The organism is Bradyrhizobium sp. CB82, assembly GCF_029714405.1.
Lineage (GTDB): Bacteria > Pseudomonadota > Alphaproteobacteria > Rhizobiales > Xanthobacteraceae > Bradyrhizobium.
In genome coordinates this window covers 13,938-34,863 of the sequence record NZ_CP121651.1, presented here as the reverse complement: position 1 = coordinate 34,863, position 20,926 = coordinate 13,938, and the positions used below count along the sequence as shown (strand labels likewise).

Here is a 20,926-nt window from a genome sequence, read left to right as displayed (position 1 = left end):
GGCTACCAGCCTCCGACCCAGCCATCGAAGAGCCCCTCCGGCAAGCTCTCGGCATCGGCCCCCCGGAGGAAGTCAAAGTCGCAGCCGCGATGCGCTTGCTCGACATGGCGATTGTAGAGGTCCCGATAGCCGCGCACATGCCTGCTCGCCGGCGACTTCCATTCCTGTCGCCTGCGCTCGAGTTCGTCAGCTGCGACGCAAAGCTCCAGCCGACGGGCGGGGACATCGAGCTCGATGATGTCGCCGTTCCGAACGAGGGCAAGAGGACCGCCGATCGCTGCCTCAGGGGACACGTGCAGCACGGCGGCGCCGTAGGCCGTGCCGCTCATTCGCGCGTCCGAAATGCGGAGCATGTCACGAATGCCGCGTTCGAGCAGCTTGCGAGGGAGGGGCAGCATCCCCCATTCCGGCATCGCCGCACCAACGGGACCGACGTTGCGCAGAATGAGCACGCTGTTTTCGGTGATTCCGAGCGCGGGATCATCAATATGGTCTGCGATGGTCTGCACGTCCTCGAAGATCACCGCAGGACCGCGGTGGCGGAACAGCTTCGGATCGGCAGCGCACGCTTTCATGACCGCTCCATCCGGAGCAAGGTTGCCCTTTACCACGACCAGCGTCTCGCCTGGCTTCACCGGCTGATCGAGCGGTCGGATGACATCTGGATCAACAATGTCAGCGGAGTCGATGATCTCGCCGATCGTGCGCCCCTCGACCGTGGGCGAATCGAGGTGCAGGAATGGCTTCAGCCGCTTGAGGATGGCCGGCACGCCTCCCGCCGCCATCAGGCGTTCGGTGAGATGTTCGCCGGCAGGCTGAACATTGGCGATCAGTGGCACTCGGCGAGCGATCTCATCAAAACGATCCAGCGTCAGCGGCACCCCGACGCGCCCTGCGAGCGCCAGCAGGTGGATGATGACGTTCGTCGATCCGCCTACCGCGCAGAGGAGCGCGATGGCGTTGTCGAACGCCCGCTCGTCCAGGATCTCGTGCGGGCGCGTGGTTCCTTCTGCTGCCATCCTAACGCTCTGGCGGCCGACTTCACGGGCGATGCGATTGCGATGGCGGTCGAATGCTGGAACGAGGCTGCTGCCGGACAAGGCCAGACCCAAGGCCTCGCAGATCGCCGACATTGAAGAGGCGGTACCCATCTCGGCGCAGTGCCCTGGCGTTCCCATGATGCTGCGTTCGAACGCCGCGAAGTCACTCTTCGATACTTCGCCGGCCCGCAGCTCGTCGACAAACCGCCAGATACCGGTGGCGGTCGCGAGGTGCCCACCAGTTCGGGAACGCGGCGTGGCCGGACCGCTGGTTAGGAAGATCATCGGGACGTTGGCGCTGGCTGCGCCCATGAACAGCGCCGGCTGCGTCTTGTCGCATCCACCGAGGAGCACCACCGAATCGAACGGGTAGGCCCTGATGCACTCCTCCGCGTCCATTGCGAGCAGGTTGCGGAATGGAAAAGAGGTCGGCTTGATGATGTTTTCGCTTATCGACATCAGCGGCACTTCGAACGGAATGCCGCCAGCCTCCAGGATTCCGATCTTCACGTCCTCGGCCAGAGCGCGGAGGTTGAGATTGCACGGATTGATGTCGGACCAGGTGTTGAGCATCCCGACAATCGGACGCTCCATCAGGTCTTCGCGGCTCCATCCGGCAGCTGCCAGAGTCGAGCGGTGGACGAAACCAGGCAGGTCATCTTTGCGGAACCAGCGCCCGCTTCGCTGCGGTCGGCCACGCGACATCTCACCTTCGCCCATCTGTTCACCTAGTCAGAACTATGTGGGACCATGATACTCCCGAACCTGAACCTTATCTGCCGTTTGCGCCTTCGGCGCAGCACGAACTTGCGTGTCCTTTCGCTGACTCAGTGAGTTCTTCTGTGCACAGAAGCATTGCGGAAGAGTGGCGGCCCGGTCGGGTTTCGGCTGGCACAGTCATGACGCACGGCGCCGCGGACTTTCGGCAAGCGCATTCAGCGGTTGCTGAAGCGCGCCGCTGCGGACGACCAAAGCGAATGGCAAGCGCGCGAGGGGTCCGGCGCCGCCAGTAGTACACCGCTTCGCGGCGAAAGATGTGGAAAGCCATGAATCGGGCGCATCCTGTGCAGCAGGAATGTGTCGCAGAGCTGTGCCTCAGCTCCCCAGCAAGGCCGAATTCCATTAAAGGACCGACGATGACCGAGGCATCCACACTAGAACAGGCCGCCGCGCAATGGTGGCGGACATCAATCTGCGATATCGCTCCGGGGCGCATCGCCTATCGCGGATATCCGATCGAGGAATTGATCGGCCGCATCTCGTTCCCGGCGATGATCTGGCTGATGCTGCGCGGTGAACTGCCGACACCGCAGCAGGAGAAGCTGCTGCAGGCCGCGCTCGTCGCATCCGTCGATCACGGGCCGCATGCACCGTCGATCGCGATCGCGCAGATGGCCGTGAGCTGTGGCCTGCCGCTGAACGGCGCGATGGCATCAGCGATCAACACGCTCGATGACGTGCATGGCGGCGCCGGCGAGCAGGCAATCGAGCTCTATGACTACGTGCTCCGCCGCAGCCAGGCAGAAGAGATCGACGCGGCGGCGGCAGCCGCTATAGACCACTTCACCGCGACGCGCAGCAAATATCTGCCCGGATTCGGTCACCGCTTCCATCCTGTCGATCCGCGCGCGGCGCCGCTTCTGGCGCTTGTGGATGCGGCCGTCGCAGACGGCAGCGTCGAAGGCGACTATGCCAAGGCGGCGCGGGCGATCGAACGCGTGATGCAGCGACGCAAGGGCAGGCTCATTCCGATGAACATCGACGGCGCTACCGCAGTCATCTATGGCGAACTCGGCTTTGCCGCGCCGCTGGCTCGTGGCATCTTCTGCCTGTCGCGCGCCGTCGGTATCCTGTCCCATGCCTGGGAGCAGGCCGGACGTAAGGACCGCAACAAGGGGCCGATGCCCAAGCTGTTCGGCTACAAGTATGAGGGCCAGCAGCGCCGCCATCTGGATGTCGCGCCATGATGTATCTGGAGCAGCCACCGAAGCTCGTCCCGACGCGGCTGTTCTCGGCTATGCCAGAAGAATTCCGTCGCCGCGGCGTACGTTCCGCCTGGGCGGACGCCAACAAGGGCGGTGCACCAGTCGACTGCTTCATCGAAGGGCCCGCATTTGATCGCGACGGCAATCTCTACATCGTCGATATCCCGTTCGGACGCATCTTCCGGATTTCGTCCGACGGTGCCTGGTCTCTCGTCGTAGAGTATGACGGCTGGCCCAACGGGCTGAAGATTGCCCGTGACGGAGGCATCTTGGTCGCCGACTACCTGAACGGCTTGATGGAAGTCGATCTGCAAGCGGGCGCGATCCGACCGCTGCTACGGCATCGCAATTCGGAATCGTTCAAGGGATGCAACGATCTCCACATCGCTTCAAACGGGGACATCTACTTCACCGACCAGGGACAGACAGGGCTGCATGATGCGACCGGGCGCGTCTATCGCCTGCGCGCCGATGGCCGGCTGGAGTGCCTGATTGCCAAACGGACCAAGCCCCAACGGCCTCGTGCTCGATCGTGAAGAAGCGGTTCTCTTCGTGGCAATGACACGCGACAATAGCGTCTGGCGCGTTCCGCTCACGAATGATGGTGGAGTCGCAAAAGTCGGGCGCTTCCATACTTTCTTCGGAACGAGTGGCCCTGACGGATTGGCGATGGACACTAATGGCTAGCCCATGCCTCGCTCGGTCACGTCTTTGTCTTGCAGGCGAATGGCGAATGCGTTGCCCGCGTCAAATCCTGCGCAGGTCCGGCCTGTACTAATGTCGCGCGGAATGCGGCTAATGATACATTGGCAATAACCGAATCCTCGACGGGTACAGTGCTTATCGCCGACATCGCGCATGTTTGATTTTCTTCGGCGAAGCTCAGCTTTGTTCCCGTTGCGAGGCCCGGCCTGCGACTTTACCAAGCGCGCTCTTAGTGAAGCGGACCATCTGCCAAAAGCAAGAGCGCACCTTTCGGCTGCTCGTCCGGTTTCCTCGCTGCCGCATCCTATTCTACGATGGATACCCAACCGAGCTCCACCGACTAGTCTGCGCTATATTGGATGAAGGCCCCGGAGATAGGCCGACTGGCGAGGCTTAGCTCGCATCGTTGGCTTCGCGGACCGCCGACCGCCGTGGTAGCTATAGTCGATCTGTTGAGCGCGCTCCTTCGTCCAGCCGAGATTGGCGGCTCTGGAGCAGTTGTCGGGCAAGAGGGTCAGCGCGCAGCCAGAGCGCTGGAACGAAGGCGACATCTACTACCTAAAACAGAACCTTCCCTATATGTCCTTGCGTGCTTGGAGGCTCTCGCTCCGTCCGACATCGAATGCTTCGCCAGATCAGAACGACGACGGATTTAGCAAGGTGCTTTAGCAATTCACCTTGCTTCTTTTGTCGCGTGCGACTGGGTCGCAGTCGATATCGTCAGGGTGATCAACTTCGAGAACCTGGTGCAGGGACTGCCTTCACGGGGATTGTCGCAGCCGAAGACGAGGCCGCCAAGGCTGCGCGATACTATCTATCACCTGAAGGCCGGCTAATCCGTCGTTAGTCCAAATGCTCCTGCCCGGGCAAGGCCGGCAATTGCCTCCGCCGACAGGCCGAGGACGCGCGAGAGCACCTCATCGCGATGAGCGCCAATCGCGGGGATTTCTCGCTGCATTGAAGTGGCCGCGGCGCCCGACATTTTCCAAGGCGCATTCACTCCCATGAACTCCCCTGCCCCGTCAGCAATCGTTGCGAATATGCCGCGCTGCAGAAGATGCTGATCGGTGAACGCCGCGCCAGGATCGCGATATTCGGCGGCGGGCACGCCGGCCTTACCGAGCGCGTCCATGCATTCGCGGACGGAATGCCGCTCGGTCCATTTCTCGACGACCTGCATCATCGCGGTCCAGTTCGCGCCGCGTCCCGGCACGGTCTTGAAGCGGGCGTCATCGGCGAGCTCGTTCTGCCTTGTCACCTCGCAGAGCGTTGCACCGCGAGATGAATCGCCTGTTCGACGACGTCTTTCGCGGTCTCAGCGGCACCGGCCTGTCGCCGCTCATTGAGGGATTGAGGGACTCTTCGGCTGGCCAAAGATCGAGCTCAGCGACACCGAGAAAACGCTGACGATCTCGGCGGAGCTGCCCGGCATGACGGAGAAGAACGTCCAGATCGAAATCGCAAACCCGACGGCAGGGCTGCCGCAGCCTACCAAAAACAGGAACTGAATCGTCTGCGAAAGGCTTAGCCATCGGAGCGCGTAAGCGAGGCTGAATGACCGCAGATGCAAAAAGCCCCAAGGAGTTGGTGGAAATCCGCCGTAATCTATGAGATCGCCCCCATCTCATTCCAAGACTCAAATGGCGATGGCAAGGGAGACCTGCCGGATCTTCTATCGAAACTCGAATATCTTAACTGGCTTGGCGTCGACGCCGTTTGGCTGACGCCCATCTATAAGAGCCCGTTCCGCGACCTCGGCTATGACATTTCCGATTATTGCAGTGTCGATCGGACCTTCGGCACCCTCGAGGACGTCGATCGGCTCATCGCGAAGCTGCATGAATCGGGCATACGGCTGATTCTTGATCTCGTGCCCAACCATACGTCCACCGACCATGACTGGTTTGCTGAAAGCCACAGTTCACGCGAGAACTCAAAGGCTGATTGGTACATCTGGGCCGAACCGGCCGATACTGGCGGCCCGCCAAACAACTGGCTGAGCCGCTTTGGCGGCAGCGCCTGGGAATGGTGCGAAGCGAGAGCCCAGTATTATTATCACTCCTTTCTCGTTGAACAACCGGACCTAAACTGGCGTAATGCCAAGGTTCGCGCCGCCATGGCGGACGTGATGCGGTTCTGGCTGGACCGAGGTATTGACGGATTTCGCGTGGATGCCAGTGCCGTCCTGATCAAGGATGACTTGCTCCGCGACAATCCGCCCAATCCGGAAAGCAAGCACAAGCCGCCGCCGCAGCGGTTCACAACCGTGTTCACCGACGACCGACCACAAACGATGCAATGTCTCGAGTTCATGCGCGAGACGATCGATAACTACGAGGGCCGACTGTTGTGCGGCGAGGTCCAAGGCAAGACGGACCGCATCGGCCATTTCTATGGCAACGAACGGCCGCGCCTCCATTTGCCACTCAATTTCGCGTTGCTAGATGCTCCCTGGGATGCGCTGTCGCTGCAGGCTGCCATCGATTCCTATCTGAACGCTCTGCCCCAAGAGGCTTGGCCCGTATGGGTGATCGGCGGACACGACAAGCACCGCATCGCGAGCAAGATCGGGCACGAGCAAATGCGCGTGCTGGCAATGCTATTGATGACGCTGAAGGGTACGCCATTCTTCTACATGGGCGATGAGATCGGTCGTAAACGCGTTTCTATCCCGGCCAATCGCGTTCAGGATCCATTCGAGATCCGCGGATAAAGAGCCAGGGTGTCGTCGATCAGCGATGACGGAAATTCCTCCATCCGAAATCCCATGACGTCACGTGCGCGCCGAAATGGACAAGGGCCACTTCTTTTGCGCAGATGACCTCTCAAGTGCGCGACAGCGTGGCCAACAATTACGAAAAAGATATCGCACAAAGCGCGACTCCTAGACTGCTTCACTGGACCAAGCTTTAGCCGATCGATGAGGTCTAGCTCGCACGGGACGAAAAGGTAACCGCTGATAACGCGCGCGAGATGGTTTGTAGATCACGACCGCCGGAACCGCCGCTTGAGCCCAAGGGCTGTGGCGAGCAAAGCTTCGGCGATGCCGGGTGCCACCACCGCGCGATGCGACTCAGCTTCAATCCGGATGCTCGCTGATTCGCGCTCGTGGGCGCCTACTACTACTGGATTTCGCGCGGCATCGACGAAAGGCCGGTTCGAGCCAACAGCATCCGGAAATCCGTCGGCGCGGAGAATACGTTCTCGACCGACCTTACCGTATTCGATGCCATGGTCGCTGAGCTTGAGCTGCTGATCGACAAGGTCTGGCAGCACCGCGAGTCTACGGGCACTCGGGCGCGAACGGTGACGCTTAAAGTGAAGTTTGCCGATTTCGAGATCATTGCCGGCAGCCGGTCCGTCTCTTCGGCTGTCGCGAACCGTCGCGAGTTGGCTATCGGCCTGCTGCGGGACAACATGCCTCTGCCGAAGGCGGTGCGCCTCTTGGATGTGTCGCTGTCTTCCCTCCAAGTCGGGGATCACGCGGAGCCGCAACTGGATTTTGGGCTCTGAGCCAGACTTGGCGTGGTTCAGTCGACGCGGACGTCTGCTCCATCTTTAAGAGCGGCACTAAAGCGTATCTCACAACAGGTTCGAGATGGGCCCGGCCACAAGCCGATAGGTCACGCGCGAGCGTTGCCCGGTCGGGACGCCCTTAGCTGCAACATGGCGCGTCTCGCTACCCCACGACCAGCCTGGGAAAAAAGACGGTCTCATCGGCGAGCGCGTCGAACGATCGAATCTGCGAGACCTGACCTGGACCGGTCCGGACGGCGGCGGAGCCTTCATTCGTCAGTTCGCGGAAGCGCTGCACCACCCTCGCCAGCTCCTGTGCGTCGTTCGGGTCGAAACGGTGCCGGCTGTCGCCGTTGCGGTCCATCACGATCTGGATTGCCATGGTAGTCCTCCTCGGATTGCCGATACTCAAGGACCTGGATCCGATAATCCGGCCGAAGCCGCGAAGTTTCAAGAGGCTCTGATGGCGCCGCGCCTACGGCCACTCGACTGCGATGACCTTGTTGGCTGCTCGTTCGTTCTAGTTCACTAAGAACTTGGTTCAGAGAGATCGGCTGCGGAGCAACTCTCGGTTTGGCGAAATCCTGTTAGCTACTTTTAACGCGCTGTGCTCGTCCGTCTCCAAGGCAATCTTTTGGGCAAGAACGACATCCCCCGCCACCAGGCGGCCAAGAGGCATGAAACACAAGCCCATCTTGGGGCGGCCCGCATCATCGATCTCGTAAACGTTCGGCGAAACGATTCCATGATAGATGCGGTATCTTTTTCCGCTGTCGCAACCGACGACGTCGAAATAGCCTGAGCCATCGAATTGCTCTCGTTGGACTGGCGATAGCCACTCCCGCATAAGTCGCAAGCCGCGCGCTTCGCTCGTATTTTTCCGGTACAGCTTGCGCAGAGCCTTGATGCGCGAGCAAGCCGCCACTGGCGGGGAGGTTACGTGAAACAGCCCGATCTTCGTTGCGTGCGATTGGTTGAACATCCGGATCGCCTCGGGGGTTGGCTTCAACAGGACCTCGCAGCCCTTCCGTTCGAAATAGGCTTCGGCTTCCGGTGATAGGTGGAGGTTGCCCATCTGACCGGAGCCGATGACGACCTGGTCGCACCCTTTCTCAAAGAGAAATTTCGCCTCGACTTTTGAAAGTACGTGCGAGGTACCATAGAGCTTCTTTGATAACTTCTTTTTCCGCTTCACCACCTTGCCGGAAAGGCGAATGACCACGTCGTGCTCATAAGTCTTTCCATTAATCGTAAACGCGCCAAATGGGGTGCTCTCAATCGTCATCGCGACCTCCACTCAATCAGACTTGTCAGCCCATCAGCAGCTTGCCAGTCACCTCGCGTCCCATCATTGTGATCTGATCTTTAGTCAGGCCGGCCTTTATCAGGTCGGTGACTGCATATGGCTGTCATGAGTTGCAGCCAACGTCCGCCGAGCGACCCTTGGGCCAAGAAGCGGAAGCACTCGGCACCGGCCCAGTCAACTGGTGCAGACGACCTCTTTATCTCAGGCGTTCGGCGAGCCCTCGATATGCTCCCCCTTGTATTTGTCCCCCGCGCTTACTCGCAGTCCTGATCGGCCGCACCGGCCGTCATCTTCTCTGATTTTTCAGGAGGCGCGGGACGGGTCTGCTCCGCCGCACCGGCCGTCATCTTCTCTGATTGTTCAGGGGGCGCGGGGCTGGTCTGCTCGCCGGTGCCGGCTGTCCGGTCCGGTGACTGCGCAGAGGGTGCGGGGTGGGTCGCCTTTGATTGTTCCGCAGCAGTGGGCGGGCTCTGCATCTGGCGCCGCGCATCTTCCGACGACGTTGCGGTATTCTCCGAGGCTTTGCTCATCGAAGATGTCGGCGGCTGCTGCTTGGAATCAGTTGCTGTGGAACCAGTGGTTTGTCCGGTATAGCCCGGGACATTCCCTGATCCTGCATCGCGGCTCGCCGTGTTGCAGGGACCGGCATAGCCGGAGCTGGCGCTGAAGGCGAGCACCGCACCCAAGATCATAAGTCTGTTAGCGATCATAGCTCTTCTCCTTTGAGCTCTCTGAAGATTGAACAAAAGGGTGGGGCCTTCCGTTCCGGACGCTCCAACATTGACGAGTGGCTGAGTTCACCGGGCTTAAAATCCCCACCTAAAAATTCCGCTCAGTTGGCGGCCTTTGCCAACTTCGCGTTCCACCAGAAGGCGAACGCGACCAGCGGAGCCTCAGGGCAACTTCGGCCGGCTAGGTTGGATTGAGGACTTTGATAAAGGTTTTTCGCCATAGGGCCATCGGAGCTGGAGGTTGTTAGAATCGATGTCGGCGACGATAGATTGATGATTGGCGTGCGACATGTTCTCCGAAGCCAGGAACGCCCCTGTAGCGGCCGAGTTAAGCCGACAAAACCCACCTGTGAGGGAGACGAAGCCATGGCCCGCGCAACAGCTCATCCGGATCATCAATGCATCTCAAGCGAAGACATTCAAGGAACCAAGGTTTATGGAGCCGATGGAAAGAATATCGGTGAGATTGATCACCTCATTATCGACAAGGTGTCAGGTCGCGTGGCTTATGCCGTCATGAGCTTTGGCGGATTCGTTGGATTGGGCCACAGCCATTATCCCATTCCTTGGGCCGCTCTGACCTATGATACGTCGCTCGGTGGTTTTCGAACCAATATCACCGAGCAACAGCTGAGGGACGCGCCTGAGTTCAGTGATGACTCGTGGCAGGATCGAGACTGGGAAACGCGAACCCACCAATACTATGGGACGCCTACTTACTGGGAGTGGCAGGGGCGAGGTGGCCTATAACGCGATGTCGCTGACGCTAAGGCCGCGGCATCTCCAATCGTGAGTGCCAGCGGACGCATCGAAGCACTGATAGACCAGCCCCCGGATCAGTGCGAGGTGGCCGATGTTTGGGCGGCTGCTCGTGTTCGGGACGTCCCAAAAGCAGGCGCGTGAGTTGTTACAACAGTCCCAATTTGCAACCCTTGATCTCCTGCGCCGCGCACAGGGACTGAGGTGGTCCCGGTCGTCTGAACAGCAATTCCGCGTCGATAAGTGGAGCTTCTGCCAAAGTTAGGCTGCCGCGCGGAACGGCAGCGGGTTGAAGTAAGCTTGATCCGGGGTGCGGCCGTCAAGGCTCGAGTGAGGACGCCGGCCATTGTAAAAGTCGAGGTATCGGCCGATCGAGGCGCGGGCGTCGGATACGGTGTCGTAGGCGCGCAGATAGACCTCCTCATATTTGACGCTGCGCCATAGCCGCTCGACGAACACGTTGTCGCGCCAGGCGCCCCGGCCGTCCATGCTGATGGCGATGCCGTGACTGGCGAGCACGCCGGTGAACGCGGCGCCCGTGAACTGCGAGCCCTGGTCGGTGTTGAAGATTTTCGGCTTGCCGTGGCGAGCGAGAGCATCCTCCAGCGTCTCGACGCAGAATGCGGCTTCCATCGTGATTGAGACGCGCCACGACAGCACCCGGCGGGTCGCCCAGTCGAGGACAACAGTCAGGTACACGAAGCCGCGCGCCATCGGGAGTGGAGTAAGAAGCGCGAGCGCGCTTCTCCTCCCCGAACCGTACGTGCACCTTTCAGCGCATACGGCTCTCTGTTCAAGCTTGGCCCATGGCCATAGCAACATCATGATAGTGCGAGGTGACAGTGCTGCGGGCTTCCTTCGGAGGATGTATGGATTTTCCTCCGGATTGCGCCGCCGGAACTGCGCCTTCGGGCTTGAGACAAGCCGGTAAAGTGCTTTTCCGTCGGTCCCGCCGCGTTCATTCCGACCAAACACGAGCCAGGTTTTCGCCTTGCCCGGTTCCGGGGTTCGGTACCATTTCCGCATCAAAGGTTTGATGCGAGATCGGTATTTGTGCCCCAGCCAATGCGCCATTTTCCAGAACACGACATGGTCGATGCGCCGGAATACGTACGCGGTGAAGTCGGTGAACTTGTAGAACGCTGCCCATCCCGCCAGTTGGCGGTTCAGGCCGGCGATCATGTCGACCGTGCTGACACTATGATTGCCGGAGAGGGTTTCAGTGAGCCTGCGAACAAACCCCTTCGCCTTTTCCTTGGGTATCGTTGTGACGACGGACATGCGCCCGTGCGACCCTCGTTTGCGAATGATCCTGTGCCCCAGAAAGACGAAGCCGTCATTGACGTGGGTGATATGGGTTTTCTCCATATTCAGCATCAATTTCAGCTTGCCTTCCAGAAAGGCGCGGCATTCCTCGCGGATTTCCTCTGCTTGAGCTTTGGTCCCTTTTACGATCACGACAAAGTCGTCAGCGTATCGGCAGTAAGCAACCGCCGGCTTCCATTGCCGGTTCTCTCGAACCGTAATAGGGCGGCCCAGCTTGATGCCGAAGTTCCATGCCCAGCGGTCCTTGCGGGCCTTGTCGCTCAGGTATTTCGCCTCCAGCCACGCATCGAACTCATGGAGCATGATGTTGGACAAGAGCGGTGACAGCACGCCACCTTGCGGAACACCCTCGCTGGAGGCTTTAAACAGGTCACGGTCAATGTGACCTGCCTTCAGGAACCGCCAGAGAAGATCAACAAATCGCCCATCCTGCACTCGTCGCCGCACACATCTGATAAGCAGCCGGTGATGGACCGTGTCGAAGTAGCTTGCCAGATCACCTTCGATGATCCAGCGGCCCCTCGTCGTATCGGCTCCATCCTGAAGCTGTATCTTCACGGTGCGGACGGCATGGTGCACGCTCCGTTCAGGCCGGAAGCCATAGGATAGGCGATGGAAGTCGCTTTCCCAGATTGGCTCCATGGCCATGAGCATGGCTCGTTGGACGATGCGATCCGTCAGAGTCGGAATACCCAGTGGGCGTAGCTTGCCGTTGGTTTTCGGGATATAGATTCGCTTCACCGGCTGGGGGCGATAACTCTCGTCCAGCAGGCTTTTCCGCAGGTCATCCAGATGCTGATCCAGTCTGACCTGCAGTCGTTGCTTATCTATTCCGTCGATGCCCGGTGTTCGTGCGCCACTTGACGCCAGAACAATCCGAGCGGCCTCGGCAAGCCATTCCCGGTTGGCAATCAGCCGAAGGAGGCGATCGAACCTTCGGTTCGGGTCGCTCTCGGCCCATGTCGCGAGCTTGTGCTGCATTTCACTGATTATCAAAGGTCTTCACCTCGTTCGGTCAGATAGTTTGCAATCCAAGCAGTTTGAACTGCTCCCCTTCGCCATGTGGCAGGCTTTCCCTGCCGCGGACTACTACGGGAACTCCGCCAGCATGGTGGACATCAGGGTCAACTCCCTTGCGACGCAAAGCATCGTTGGCATTCCATCATGCCTTCCCTCGTTCATATACTGGACGTCATCGTATTGGTGAGGCTGCCGGTCGCAGTCTTTTCCCTTGCTTTCCGCAAGTCGATGCCGATGCCATGGTCTGGCTGCGTTCTCCCCATGACTACTCGCGAGCGTCCTTACATCTGGGCTCGCGTTCGGATGCCGGCCGTCATATCTGTCCGGCGACATCATCAGCATTCCACCTGTTAAGCCGTGTAGACGGAGGCGACATTTCAGCCCTTAGATGCGGGTAAACCGGTTCGTGTTCCTCAACCTTCCAATACTTCAGCCTCGGGGACCATCTCGGCTTAACGGCTTCGCCTCAATCCCCTTTACCTGCGGGCTACGTCACCCTGCCAGTTGACGACAGGTCACCGCCGCTTGGGCTCATGTCCCCTCACAGCAGGGGACAAGTCATTTTGTTTTCTCCCAATCCTCCTTTCTCTTTTGCATTCCAGTCATACGCTACCCCAACTGTGGGGCGAGGCGCACTGTAGGTGATGTCCATCGCCCAGACCTGGTTCGGGCGTGTGATCTCCATCCCGCGCAGCAGATACGGATAGATCTTGTGTCCAGGCTCGGGCTTGGTGGTACGCGGCCGGCGGTAGAGCGCCTCTATCCCCATCCGCCGCATCAGCGTTTTAATATGCCGGCGGCCGATCTTGCACCCTCGGCAGCCAACAGGTCTCGCAACATTCGCGAACCGGCGAAAGGAAACTCCAGATGCAGCCGGTCGAGCCGTCGCATGATCGCGAGGTCGGCGGAAGGCACTGGACGCGGCAGATAATAGACACTGCCACGGCTGATCTTCAAAACTTCCGCCTGTTTCGTGATCGGCAGGTCGTGCTCACGGTCGATCATCGCTTTGCGCTCAGCAGGCCGGCTTTGCTGAGCGCGCCTTCTAAAAAACTGAGCGGGGCGCTGCGCGCCCCCTGTGGGATAGAAACGGGTAACCGCTAGACTGCGGCCGGAAGGGAGCGGCCGATACGATTTTGGTGGCACGTGACCCCGTCAAAAAACCTGGTCCATGGGCTGTTGCGCACTTGAGAGTGGTGACGCCATCTCGGCGATCCCGTTTAGGAATTTGAATGAATTGCGCAGCCCAGCCCTTCCGCCGGAGTCAGGAGGAGCTACAGATGAATCCCAAAAGATCGAAGTCGAAGGACGGCGGTAAGATGCCGATGGTGCACCCGAACGCGGCTGCCATCGACGTTGGCGCCACCATGCATATGGCGGCCGTTAGGGCAGATCGCGCACCGGAGCCAGTCCACAGTTTCGGTACCTTCACGGCCGATCTGCATCGGCTGGTCGACTGGTTTACGGAATGCGGCGTCGAGACCGTCGTCATGGAATCGACCAGCGTCTACTGGATTCCGATTTTCGAGCTTCTCGATGCCCGGGGATTTACCGTGTTTCTTGTCAACGCGCGCGATGCCAAGCACGTGCCGGGGCGTAAGACCGATGTCAGCGATGCGCAATGGCTGCAGCGGCTCCATTCATTCGGGTTGCTGCGGGCCAGCTTTCAGCCCAAAGGGCAGATTGCCGAACTGCGAGCCTACGTGCGTCAGCGCGAGCGTCTGCTGGAGTACGCGGCCTCACACATCCAGCATATGCAGAAGGCCTTGACGGAGATGAATCTTCAGCTCCACCACGTCGTCGCCGACATCACCGGCGCGACCGGCCTGCGTATCATACGCGCGATCCTTGCCGGCGAGCGCGATCCCGAGGCGCTGGCGTGCTTGCGCCACTACAGTTGCCACGCCAGTGCCGAGACGATTGCGAAGGCGCTCACCGGGAGCTACCGAGCCGAGCATCTGTTTGCGCTCGAGCAGGCACTTGCGCTTTACGACACCTACCACGAGAAGGCATCTGCCTGCGACGCCCGGATCGAAGCCGTGTTGAAGGAACTGAGCAACCATCGCGGACGTGGCCATGGACCAGCACCGCCGGCCTCGCTGCGTCGGAATCGAACCGATCAGGCGAACGCTCTAGCTTTCGACGTCCGCGAGGCGCTGTTCGCGTTGCTGGGAAAAGACATCACCACGATCGACGGCCTCGGTTCTTACCTCTCGCTGAAGCTGATCGCTGAATGCGGTGACGACCTCTCCTCGTGGCCAAGTGCAAAGCATTTTACCTCCTGGCTAGGACTGGCGCCGAGCAACAAGGTCTCCGGCGGCAAAAGGCTCTCGTCCCGAACGCGCCGATCCGGCGGCCGGGCGGCGGCGCTTCTGCGCCTTGCTGCCGTCACCGTCGGACGCACCGATACTGCGCTCGGCGCCTTTTACAGGCGACTTTCATCGCGCATCGGTAAGGCCAAGGCAGTGACCGCCACGGCCCGCAAGATCGCAGTTCTGTTCTACAATGCTGTGCGATACGGAATGGACTATGTCGATCCCGGGGCCTCGTCCTACGAGACGCGCTACCGGACGCGAGTGGTCAACAATTTGCATCGGCGTGCCAAGGCATTCGGCTTCGTTCTCCAGCCCTTGGAGCCGAACGTCGGCGATGCCGTTTCTTAGGAATCGTTCTCCAGCGTGAGCTCCCCGATCTTGGCGTGCAGCGTTTTCACGTCCACCGCGGGCTCGCTCGTTCTGTTGCCACCGCCAGGACCAAATACCTCGGCCGCCGCTTCCTGAAGCTGTGACTTCCACTGCGTGATCTGGTTCGGGTGCACGTCGAAATGCTCAGCCAGCTGGGCCAGCGTCATCTCACCCTTGATCGCGGCTAACGCCACCTTCGCCTTGAATGCCGGTGCGTGATGCCGACGGGTTCGTCTGCTCATCGTCTCTCCTGATTCGCGGGACAATCTTGCCCGCCGTCAGGCAGAAACTCCACTTATCGCCCCGTCCAGAATTCCGGAGCCAGCTCTGAAACCAGTTGTTCTCGAACCGGCTTGCACAGCTCTGGGTTGGAGCATTTGGGTGGCGAGGGGTAACGAGTGTTGAGGTCTCCGGGGGTAACGTAAAAAACTACCGAGCGTCCTCGGCTGGAAACGCGAACTCGATCGCGCTGAACTGTTTAAAGCAGCTCTCCAGCCTCTTTCGCATCGCCTCGTCGCCGTGGGCACGATCGGGATGCAGCAGGCTCAGCACCTGCCGGTGCAGCGCTTTCGACATCTTCAGCGGCTCCTTGTTTGCCAACCAACTGAGCCTTTCCTCGAGGTTTCTGATTTCGGCATTACGTGAATCCAGAAGCTTCTCCGCGCATTCCACCTTGTCGCGCAACTTCTCCAGCGTCTTCTCCCTACACGCTTCCAGCTCGGCAACGCGCTTGCGAAGGTGCTCGATCTCGGTCCCCGCCTTGATCAGTTCGCGCTCGCGCGCCTGCCGTTCCTTGATGAGGAAATCAATAACAGCGTTCTTTGCGATGGCTGCTTGCCTTGCCAGTGCATCGCGCTTCTCACGCAAGCGCTTCTGACTTTCGGCATTGCTGAGAGCCATGACTAGCTCCGTTGCGTAAGGCGCGATGCAGGCATATGACGTAGATGCCGGTGATCCGGCAAGCCGATCGTGTGCGCCCGCTCTCATGGCACTGGAGCATGCTTACCGGGTGGCGTTCATCCTTCCGGCTCGCCTTGCCGCGCGCATGCACAGCAAGGCGCTCACCTCCGGCGACAAATGGCTCCGACGTGCGTGGGGATGACGTTACGATCACCGTCATGCGATCGAAAAGAGATCGCCCGAAGGCGGTGTGACCGTCCCCAAGTCGTGAGACTATGCCCTCTCAGACACCGGTTCTGCGGTCGCAGCCTCCTTCTTAGGGCAACGCGACTTGCGCCATTCTGCGCTTAACCTGTTCGCACGTCTTGCGGACATCTTCGGTAAAGAGCGCGCATTCTTCGATGCGCTCGAAGATCTTCCTGCCTTCTTCCCGATATCCGGCCGCCGTTTCGCGCATGAAGGCAATCGCATCATGCACCTGGGCCGTCATAGCCTCGCATTTTCGGGCAGCGTCGATCAACTCGGATCCCATCGCTTCCATCTCTTTTGCGGCGGATTCGTAATCGCGAACGACCGCCTCTGCACTGAGGGCGCCTGCGCGCGTGACCCCATCCGTGTGTTCGACATAATCCGGCAATGCAATTGAAGCTAGTGGTCTCCCTGGATGAACGGCTCCAATGTCCGCCTCAAGTTGAACCAAATTCACATCTTCCCTTCTTCGCAATTGTTCAACACTCGCCATGGTCAGACTCTCCCCGATACAACCCCGAGCGCCCAAGAGCGGCTAGTGTATTATGGGGACAGAATGTATTCCAACTTCATGTTTGGTTGACAGCCTTAACTCTGCCACAGTGCTGGAACCGCTGAAGCGACGCGCCATCTCCGCCCGGAAAATCGCGTGTCCCGTGCATCGTGCTTGCCGCACCCAAGAGGTTCGGGCGGTGTACGAACGGCACAGAAGCTTCGATTGACGGTGCTACCGTTTCACCTTGTGATCGGCACACAATGAACATTGGCTGGAGTTACGTCGATCCAGAATGCAGCCACTCCGCCAGTTTTGACCACCGCCGTCTGCCTGAGATGTTGCGCACCGCGATTGCGGTAGCCTTCTTCTGTCCAATCAACACGACCAGCTTCTTGCCTCGCGTGACGCCGGTGTAAAGCAGGTTCCGCTGCAGCATGGCGTAATGCTGAGTGAGTATCGGGATTACGACCGCGGGGTATTCCGAGCCCTGGCTCTTGTGAATGGTGGCAGCGTAAGCGGGCACCAGCATGTCGAGTTCGCCAAATTCATAGGTGACAATTCTGCCATCGAAGGTCGCTGTGAGCACACCTTCGGAGGTGTCGACCTCATCAATCATACCAATGTCGCCGTTGTAGACCTCTTTGTCGTAGTCGTTTTCAACCTGCATGATTTTGTCGCCTGGAGCGAATGTCCAGCCAAACCTGTCGATCTTGCGCTCGCCGGCCGGATTGAGCGCGGCCTGCAGTTCGATGTTCAAGGAACGGGCGCCCACACCGCCCCGGTTCATCGGGCATAGAACCTGGATGTCGCGGATGGGGTCGAGCCCGAACCGCTTGGGAATACGTGTCTTGACCAGTTCGATGATGCGAGCGACCGCCGTTTCCGGATCTTCGGCCTGTACGAAATAGAAGTCGCTCGCATTCTCTGGCGGGCTTAGATCGGGGATCTGGCCCTGGTTGATGCGGTGGGCGTTGGTGATGATCCGGCTTTGGGCGGCTTGCCGAAACACATAGGTCAACCGCACCACCGGTACGGCGCCAGACGAGATGATGTCCGCCAGCACCTGGCCAGGACCAACCGACGGCAGTTGGTCAATGTCGCCCACGACCAGCAGGGCGGCTCCGTCAGGGACCGCCTTCAAGAGAGCCTGCATCAGCATGACGTCGACCATGGACGCCTCGTCCACCACCAGCAGATTGCACGCGAGCGGATTGTCCTCGCCACGTTTGAACCCGCCACTTTTGGGATCGACCTCGAGTAGCCGGTGAATGGTCTTCGCCTCAAAACCGGTTGCCTCAGTCATCCGCTTGGCGGCGCGGCCAGTCGGGGCGCAAAGCAGAAGCCCGGTCCCCTTGGCTGCGAGAATACGCAAAATGGCCCTGATTATGGTTGTTTTACCGACGCCGGGCCCGCCAGTCATCACCACGACCTTGGACCGGAGCGCAAGCCGGATAGCGGTAACCTGGCTCTCCGCAAGGGTGAGCCCGATATGCTTTTGCACCCAAGGCAGCGCCTTGTCCGGATCGATCCAGGGCCACGGCAGCGCGCCGTTTGCCAGTCGCATCAGTCGTCCGGCGATGGCGCGTTCGGCGTGGTACAGACCCGCTAGGAATATGCAGGGCGCCTCGCCAACCCGATCGGCGATCACGTTACCCTCACGTAGCTCGAGATCGAGGGCGGTGCGGACTAGTTCCTGGGGTACCTCGAGTAGCGTTTCGGCAAGCGGGACGAGCTCATCGGTTGGTAACCCACAGTGCCCCTCGTCCATGGATTCAGTGAGCGCGTAGGAAATTCCGGCTCTCACCCGCATCATAGCGGTCTTCTCAATCCCGAGTTTCATGGCGATCGCGTCCGCCGTCTTGAATCCAATACCGCGGATGTCGCGGGCAAGCCGGTAAGGATTTTCGGTCATGACCTGGATCGCGTCGGAACCGTAGGTCTTGAAGATGCGCACCGCCCGCGCCGTACCGACACCGTGGCTATGCAGAAACACCATGATCTCGCGCACGGCTTTCTGCTCGGCCCATGCCGCGAGTATGCTCGCCGCGCGGACCGGCCCGATACCGTCCACCTCCTGCAGGCGCTCCGGTGTTTCCTCGATGATCTCGAAGACCTTCTCGCCAAAGGCCCGCACTAACTTCTTCGCGTAGACCGGCCCCACGCCTCGTATCATGCCAGATGCAAGATATTTCTCGATCCCAACTGCCGAGGTCGGCGCTGATGCTCGCAGGAATTTCGCTTTGAACTGCTGACCGTGGGTGCGGTCGTTAACCCATTCACCAGACGCCGTGATCCACTCGCCGGCGGCAATGGTTGCCGCATGCCCAACGACGGTCACGATATCACGGTGCCCGCGCGTCTTGGCGCGCAGAACGCAGAACCCATTCTCGACGTTGTGGTAAGTGACGCGCTCGACGAGGCCGGCCAGGACTTCCGAGGTTGATGGTTCCGGCTGAGTTGGCATTCGAGTCGTCACGTTATCTGTTTCGAACGAGGACCGAACCGAGACGAAGTTGGCTGCCGCTCAACGACCTACTTGGGAGAGAGGAAGGCCAGGACCATGGTCGCGGGGTCCGAGCTTGTGCCGTCCCCACACACAAAGAAGCTCGATAAAACACCATCTCTCATCCGCGGGCTATGTCTTTGGTCTAATCCGGCAAAACGCATACAAGTCGGTCTGCCTTGAAATGTGGACCAACCCGCTAATTGCTCTGACAGCGCTCGCTTGCCCTGATCGGGTCGACGTTCACTGACCCGGTTCCGTTGTGACACAGCACCGTTGGCTACGCGGCGCGCCGTATCATTTCTGTCAATGTTGCGCGCCCGTCATCGGTTAGCAAATATGGCGCATGTGAGTCATTGCCGGTATTTGCGATCAGTCGCTTGCGCTTAAGATATTGGAACAGCGCGTTCAATGATTGATGCGGGATCCCGAGTCGCTCTGTCGCACCCCTGATCCGCAGTGATCCATTGTCTCGAATAATCGACAGCACGATGCGAACGCGGTCGGACTCGACAGGCAGGCGCGGTGCTCTTGCACGATTCCCGTCAGGCACTCGTTGCGGATGTTTCAGGCCGGCCGAGGTGATCCGATAAGTTGGTGAGCTATCCAATCCCTGGACTGTCTTCACCAGTGACTCAACAATCAATTCTTGAAGGATGCCCTTCACCTTGCCCGCAGACATGCGTCCGGCAAGACTTATCTTCTTGACATCGGTCGCATAGTCGTCCGGAAGGACTGACAATACACGTTCTGCATCGCGGGACAGAAAAGGTGTCTTGTCACCCGCCTTCATTACCAGCCATGAGGGCCGAGCCGGATCCGCGAAGCACACGTGGCCCAAGGCATGGAGTTTGATTATCAACTGATGCGCTCTCTGCTGACTGACTCCGAGTTTTTCTGCAATCAGGCTCTTTCGCATCGGGCTATCGAGCATATCGAGCAGACGGCTGGCTCCAGGACCAAGCACAGCGCCGTTGCGGCGCGGTCGATTGGGAGCGGTCTCATAACGGCATGTCTTGCCCCGCGCCGTGACATGCCACTTGCGATTTTGGTCCTTTTTTGCAAGCCCGAGAAGGGCCAGCCGATGCAGCTCGCGCGCGCTCGTGACGAGACTAAGCTTTGTTTCGATAGCGATCTCGCTCTTGAGGAGTTTGCGACCCCGAAGCGCACCCAGGCACGCAGCTTGAGCGCGGGTGAGAACAAGGCGTTTTTGTGCAGGAGCCATGTCGACCTCTAGTCGATTCGCGTCGGCAAAGTATGCGCGATCTGTCTCGGATCAAACCAGAGATATCCACAAGATTGATTGACGAAGACGTTCACCACAATCGTCTAAAGCAGCGACCTTTAGCCTGTGGTCTGGACCACCTAGGCGCCACGGAGGCACTGCGGCCGCCCCTTAGGAGCAATTCGGCGACGGGCAGCAAACTCGCGTCCGGGATAGTGATCGGCCTTTATTCGATGAGCTTCACGATCCACGCGGCGAGCGCAGTTTCTCTACTTTGGTTCGGTTTCAATTTCGCGAACTGCCTCGACCGGCACCCCGTAGTAGTCGGCTCCAGCCGATCTGAACTTCTTGGCAAGCTCACCCGCCTGGCCAAAAGCCTTCACCGTACCCGCGAGAGCTACCTTCTCTCGCGCTTTTCGGCGAGATCTCCGACCCGTGGCCGCCAGGGCAAGAGGCCGACTTGCCGGCCGAGTTTCAGGAC

General features: G+C 59.6%; 12 protein-coding genes and 9 pseudogenes. 6 read left to right on the top strand and 15 right to left on the bottom strand.

Annotation, left to right across the window (positions count from 1 at the left end):
* Positions 1 to 2: 2 nt before the first annotated feature.
* The gene (locus QA640_RS43920; RefSeq protein WP_283043563.1) at positions 3 to 1,760 is read right to left on the bottom strand and encodes a dihydroxy-acid dehydratase; all 1,758 of its coding nucleotides are present in this window, start codon (positions 1,758 to 1,760) and stop codon (positions 3 to 5) included.
* 416 nt (positions 1,761 to 2,176) lie between these two features.
* Here QA640_RS43920 and QA640_RS43915 point away from each other — a divergent pair, with 416 nt between their 5' ends.
* Positions 2,177 to 3,007, top strand: a complete 831-nt coding sequence (locus tag QA640_RS43915; protein ID WP_283043562.1) for a citryl-CoA lyase — start codon at positions 2,177 to 2,179, stop codon at positions 3,005 to 3,007.
* Positions 3,004 to 3,891 (top strand): annotated as a pseudogene (locus QA640_RS43910) (SMP-30/gluconolactonase/LRE family protein). The gene QA640_RS43915 and the pseudogene QA640_RS43910 overlap by 4 nt, the downstream one beginning before the upstream one ends.
* A gap of 671 nt (positions 3,892 to 4,562) precedes the next feature.
* On the opposite strand, the gene QA640_RS43905 reads toward QA640_RS43910, so the two are convergent.
* The gene (locus tag QA640_RS43905) at positions 4,563 to 4,988 is read right to left on the bottom strand and encodes a CoA transferase (protein ID WP_283043561.1); all 426 of its coding nucleotides are present in this window, start codon (positions 4,986 to 4,988) and stop codon (positions 4,563 to 4,565) included.
* 306 nt (positions 4,989 to 5,294) lie between these two features.
* Here QA640_RS43905 and QA640_RS43900 point away from each other — a divergent pair.
* Positions 5,295 to 6,431 (top strand): annotated as a pseudogene (locus tag QA640_RS43900) (alpha-amylase family glycosyl hydrolase); the annotation flags it as partial.
* Here QA640_RS43900 and QA640_RS48500 read toward each other — a convergent pair.
* A pseudogene (locus QA640_RS48500) lies at positions 6,431 to 6,537 on the bottom strand (phosphohydrolase); the annotation flags it as partial. The pseudogenes QA640_RS43900 and QA640_RS48500 sit on opposite strands and share 1 nt — an antisense overlap.
* A 304-nt stretch (positions 6,538 to 6,841) precedes the next feature.
* On the opposite strand from QA640_RS48500, the pseudogene QA640_RS43895 reads away from it, so the two are divergent.
* A pseudogene (locus tag QA640_RS43895) lies at positions 6,842 to 7,243 on the top strand (DNA polymerase IV); the annotation flags it as partial.
* Between the two features lie 166 nt (positions 7,244 to 7,409).
* Here the strand turns inward: QA640_RS43895 and QA640_RS43890 are convergent.
* The 4 genes and pseudogenes from QA640_RS43890 to QA640_RS43875 all read right to left on the bottom strand — a co-directional run bounded on the left by QA640_RS43890 (position 7,410) and on the right by QA640_RS43875 (position 9,238).
* Entirely contained in the window at positions 7,410 to 7,628 is a 219-nt protein-coding gene (locus QA640_RS43890; RefSeq protein ID WP_283043560.1) for a hypothetical protein, read from the bottom strand.
* A 159-nt stretch (positions 7,629 to 7,787) separates the two neighbouring features.
* Complete coding sequence (locus QA640_RS43885; protein ID WP_283043859.1) at positions 7,788 to 8,093, bottom strand: hypothetical protein; 306 nt, start codon at positions 8,091 to 8,093, stop codon at positions 7,788 to 7,790.
* 183 nt (positions 8,094 to 8,276) lie between these two features.
* Positions 8,277 to 8,531: pseudogene (locus tag QA640_RS43880) on the bottom strand (hypothetical protein); the annotation flags it as partial.
* A 275-nt stretch (positions 8,532 to 8,806) separates the two neighbouring features.
* Complete coding sequence (locus QA640_RS43875) at positions 8,807 to 9,238, bottom strand: hypothetical protein (protein WP_283043559.1); 432 nt, start codon at positions 9,236 to 9,238, stop codon at positions 8,807 to 8,809.
* A gap of 411 nt (positions 9,239 to 9,649) precedes the next feature.
* On the opposite strand from QA640_RS43875, the gene QA640_RS43870 reads away from it, so the two are divergent.
* Positions 9,650 to 10,033: a PRC-barrel domain-containing protein gene (locus QA640_RS43870; RefSeq protein ID WP_283043558.1), complete on the top strand. Its 384-nt coding sequence runs from the start codon at positions 9,650 to 9,652 to the stop codon at positions 10,031 to 10,033.
* 270 nt (positions 10,034 to 10,303) lie between these two features.
* Here QA640_RS43870 and QA640_RS43865 read toward each other — a convergent pair.
* The 3 pseudogenes from QA640_RS43865 to QA640_RS43855 form a co-directional block, all read right to left on the bottom strand.
* Positions 10,304 to 10,777 (bottom strand): annotated as a pseudogene (locus QA640_RS43865) (DDE-type integrase/transposase/recombinase); the annotation flags it as partial.
* Between the two features lie 58 nt (positions 10,778 to 10,835).
* Positions 10,836 to 12,364: pseudogene (gene ltrA, locus QA640_RS43860) on the bottom strand (group II intron reverse transcriptase/maturase).
* A 661-nt stretch (positions 12,365 to 13,025) separates the two neighbouring features.
* A pseudogene (locus tag QA640_RS43855) lies at positions 13,026 to 13,441 on the bottom strand (IS3 family transposase); the annotation flags it as partial.
* Between the two features lie 227 nt (positions 13,442 to 13,668).
* Here QA640_RS43855 and QA640_RS43850 point away from each other — a divergent pair.
* Entirely contained in the window at positions 13,669 to 15,051 is a 1,383-nt protein-coding gene (locus tag QA640_RS43850) for an IS110 family transposase (RefSeq protein ID WP_283037969.1), read from the top strand.
* 2 nt (positions 15,052 to 15,053) lie between these two features.
* Here QA640_RS43850 and QA640_RS43845 read toward each other — a convergent pair.
* The 5 genes and pseudogenes from QA640_RS43845 to QA640_RS43825 form a co-directional block, all read right to left on the bottom strand.
* Positions 15,054 to 15,314, bottom strand: a pseudogene (locus QA640_RS43845) (transposase); the annotation flags it as partial.
* A gap of 187 nt (positions 15,315 to 15,501) precedes the next feature.
* Complete coding sequence (locus QA640_RS43840; protein WP_283043557.1) at positions 15,502 to 15,939, bottom strand: hypothetical protein; 438 nt, start codon at positions 15,937 to 15,939, stop codon at positions 15,502 to 15,504.
* A 349-nt stretch (positions 15,940 to 16,288) separates the two neighbouring features.
* A complete protein-coding gene (locus tag QA640_RS43835; RefSeq protein ID WP_283043556.1) occupies positions 16,289 to 16,714 on the bottom strand; it encodes a hypothetical protein in 426 nt (141 codons plus the stop codon).
* A 280-nt stretch (positions 16,715 to 16,994) separates the two neighbouring features.
* On the bottom strand, positions 16,995 to 19,181 hold the full coding sequence (locus QA640_RS43830; protein WP_283043555.1) for an ATP-dependent RecD-like DNA helicase: 2,187 nt from the start codon (positions 19,179 to 19,181) through the stop codon (positions 16,995 to 16,997).
* A gap of 319 nt (positions 19,182 to 19,500) precedes the next feature.
* Entirely contained in the window at positions 19,501 to 20,445 is a 945-nt protein-coding gene (locus QA640_RS43825) for a hypothetical protein (RefSeq protein WP_283043554.1), read from the bottom strand.
* Between the last annotated feature and the right edge of the window lie 481 nt (positions 20,446 to 20,926).

Coding starts and splice junctions, on each gene's coding strand:
- QA640_RS43920 (WP_283043563.1), bottom strand. CDS start 1,760: ATGGGCGAAGGTGAGATGTCGCGTGGCCGACCGCAGCGAAGCGGGCGC.
- QA640_RS43915 (WP_283043562.1), top strand. CDS start 2,177: ATGACCGAGGCATCCACACTAGAACAGGCCGCCGCGCAATGGTGGCGG.
- QA640_RS43890 (WP_283043560.1), bottom strand. CDS start 7,628: ATGGCAATCCAGATCGTGATGGACCGCAACGGCGACAGCCGGCACCGT.
- QA640_RS43885 (WP_283043859.1), bottom strand. CDS start 8,093: ATGCGGGAGTGGCTATCGCCAGTCCAACGAGAGCAATTCGATGGCTCA.
- QA640_RS43870 (WP_283043558.1), top strand. CDS start 9,650: ATGGCCCGCGCAACAGCTCATCCGGATCATCAATGCATCTCAAGCGAA.
- QA640_RS43850 (WP_283037969.1), top strand. CDS start 13,669: ATGAATCCCAAAAGATCGAAGTCGAAGGACGGCGGTAAGATGCCGATG.
- QA640_RS43835 (WP_283043556.1), bottom strand. CDS start 16,714: ATGGCGAGTGTTGAACAATTGCGAAGAAGGGAAGATGTGAATTTGGTT.
- QA640_RS43830 (WP_283043555.1), bottom strand. CDS start 19,181: ATGCCAACTCAGCCGGAACCATCAACCTCGGAAGTCCTGGCCGGCCTC.
- QA640_RS43825 (WP_283043554.1), bottom strand. CDS start 20,445: ATGGCTCCTGCACAAAAACGCCTTGTTCTCACCCGCGCTCAAGCTGCG.